This is a genomic window from Rhizobium altiplani, assembly GCF_001542405.1.
In the GTDB taxonomy this organism is placed as follows: Bacteria; Pseudomonadota; Alphaproteobacteria; order Rhizobiales; family Rhizobiaceae; genus Rhizobium; species Rhizobium altiplani.
Genome location: NZ_LNCD01000066.1, coordinates 1 through 3,157 on the forward strand (window position 1 = coordinate 1; position 3,157 = coordinate 3,157).

Sequence of the window (3,157 nt, forward strand, 5' to 3'; positions counted from 1 at the left end):
TGATGCTGAAGGTCTCGCTGGTGGCGAGGCCGGCAATGTCGGTTGCCGTCACCTTGATGTCTGACGTGCCTGATGTCGTCGGCGTACCGCTGAAGGTGCGCGTCGAGGCATTGAAGCTCAGCCAGGTGGGAAGAGCGGTGCCGTTGGCAGAGGTTGCCGTGTAGGTAAGCGTGTCGCCGCTGTCGACATCGGTGAAGGTGCCGGCCGGCAGCACGAAGGAGAAGGCGGTGCCGGCCGTGGCATTCTGGGTGGCGGTCTGGGCCGCCAGAACAGGGGCGTCGTCGGCACCGTGGATGGTGATCGTCAGTGAGGCCGTGGCGGTGGCGCCTGCGGCGTCACGCATGGTGTAACTGAAGACCTCGTTCAGCGTGTTGGTCGATTGCCGCAGCGCCTGCACCGCGGAGTTGGTCTCGTTGATCGTATAGCTATAGGCGCCTGTCGCATCGATCAGCAGGCTGCCATAGGTGCCGGAAAGTGCGGTGCCGAGCGTGCCTGTCGTCGCGCCGAAGCTGATCGCCGTGACGGCCTTGGTGTCGTTTTGATCCGGATCGGTGTCGTTGGCAAGCACGTTGCCGCTGGCGACAGAACCGCCCGAACCATTGGCAATGCCGCCCTTCTCGGTCGCATCGCCAGCGTCGGCAACCGCCGTCGGCGTCGTGTTGCCCGCGATCGTCGTGGTAATATTGAAGGTCTCGCTGGTGGCGAGGCCGGCAATGTCGGTTGCCGTCACCTTGATGCCTGAGGTGCCTGTTGCCGTCGGCGTACCGCTGAAGGTCTGCGTCGCGGCGTTGAAGCTCAGCCAGGTGGGAAGAACCGAGCCGTCGGCAGATGTTGCCGTGTAGGTGAGCGTTTCGCCGCTGTCGACATCGGTGAAGGTGCCGGCCGCTAACGCGAACGAGAAGGCGGTATTGACCGTGGCATTCTGGGTGGCGGTCTGGACCGCCAGAACCGGCGCGTCGTCGGCGCCGTGGATGGTGATCGTCAGCGCGGCCGTGGCGGTGGCCCCGGCGGTGTCACGCATGGTGTAGCTGAAAACCTCGCTCAGCGTGTTGGTCGACAGCCGCAGCGCCTGCACCGCGGAGTTGATTTCGTTGATCGTATAGGTATAGGCACCCGAGGCCGCGAGGACGAGACTGCCATAGGCACCGGCAAGTGCGGTGCCGAGCGTGCCTGTTGTTGAGCCGAAGCTGACTGCCGTGACCGTCTTGGTGTCGCCGGCGTCAGGATCGGTGTCGTTAGTCAGTACGTTGCCACTGGCGACAGAACCACCCGAGCCATTGGCAACACCGCCCTTCTCGGTCGCATCGCCAGCATCGGCAACCGCCGTCGGTACCGTGTTTTGGGTCGCTGGCCGGAAGACCACATCGGCCCAGTAATTCGATGACTGGAAGGTGGCGTTCGGGAAAATGCCTGCCGTGGCGGATCCGCCATAACGGTAGACACCGTTTCCACCCGCGGCGGCACTTGAGAGCGCCGTCAGTGGGCCGTTGGTGACAGCTGCCGTGAAATAGTTGCCGGTCGCCACATAGGCACCGGTCGTGTGGTAGGACGCGATGTAGGTGGTGTTAGCGGTGATGGTGACCGCGGTTGCAAAGTTCACCGTCTGCCAGCCGCTGCCGGTGGTGCCGGAATAGGTGGCGGTGGCGAGCTTGGTGCCTCCGGTCGTCCACAGGTCGACGACGTTCTGGCCGTTGTCGTTGGCGCTGCGGTAGAACTTGATGCCGGTAATTGTACCGGCAACGTTCGCCTGGAACTTCACGCCGAGCTCGATCTGCCTGTTGTCATTGAGGTTCGTCTGCGCCGGCGTGCTGGTAGCGCTGAACAGGCTGTAGGTGGAAGGCACTGTCGTGGTGATGCTGAAGGTCTCGCTGGTGGCGAGGCCGGCAATGTCGGTTGCCGTCACCTTGATGTCTGACGTGCCTGATGTCGTCGGCGTACCGCTGAAGGTGCGCGTCGAGGCATTGAAGCTCAGCCAGGTGGGAAGAGCGGTGCCGTTGGCAGAGGTTGCCGTGTAGGTAAGCGTGTCGCCGCTGTCGACATCGGTGAAGGTGCCGGCCGGCAGCACGAAGGAGAAGGCGGTGCCGGCCGTGGCATTCTGGGTGGCGGTCTGGGCCGCCAGAACAGGGGCGTCGTCGGCACCGTGGATGGTGATCGTCAGTGAGGCCGTGGCGGTGGCGCCTGCGGCGTCACGCATGGTGTAACTGAAGACCTCGTTCAGCGTGTTGGTCGATTGCCGCAGCGCCTGCACCGCGGAGTTGGTCTCGTTGATCGTATAGCTATAGGCGCCTGTCGCATCGATCAGCAGGCTGCCATAGGTGCCGGAAAGTGCGGTGCCGAGCGTGCCTGTCGTCGCGCCGAAGCTGATCGCCGTGACGGCCTTGGTGTCGTTTTGATCCGGATCGGTGTCGTTGGCAAGCACGTTGCCGCTGGCGACAGAACCGCCCGAACCATTGGCAATGCCGCCCTTCTCGGTCGCATCGCCAGCGTCGGCAACCGCCGTCGGCGTCGTGTTGCCCGCGATCGTCGTGGTAATATTGAAGGTCTCGCTGGTGGCGAGGCCGGCAATGTCGGTTGCCGTCACCTTGATGCCTGAGGTGCCTGTTGCCGTCGGCGTACCGCTGAAGGTCTGCGTCGCGGCGTTGAAGCTCAGCCAGGTGGGAAGAACCGAGCCGTCGGCAGATGTTGCCGTGTAGGTGAGCGTTTCGCCGCTGTCGACATCGGTGAAGGTGCCGGCCGCTAACGCGAACGAGAAGGCGGTATTGACCGTGGCATTCTGGGTGGCGGTCTGGACCGCCAGAACCGGCGCGTCGTCGGCGCCGTGGATGGTGATCGTCAGCGCGGCCGTGGCGGTGGCCCCGGCGGTGTCACGCATGGTGTAGCTGAAAACCTCGCTCAGCGTGTTGGTCGACAGCCGCAGCGCCTGCACCGCGGAGTTGATTTCGTTGATCGTATAGGTATAGGCACCCGAGGCCGCGAGGACGAGACTGCCATAGGCACCGGCAAGTGCGGTGCCGAGCGTGCCTGTTGTTGAGCCGAAGCTGACTGCCGTGACCGTCTTGGTGTCGCCGGCGTCAGGATCGGTGTCGTTAGTCAGTACGTTGCCACTGGCGACAGAACCACCCGAGCCATTGGCAACACCGCCCTTCTCGGTCGCATC

At 64.0% G+C, this 3,157-nt stretch carries 1 protein-coding gene; it reads right to left on the minus strand.

What is annotated here, in order from left to right:
- A partial coding sequence (locus AS026_RS39960; protein WP_131815321.1) for a putative Ig domain-containing protein occupies positions 1-3,157 on the minus strand: 3,157 nt, incomplete at both ends.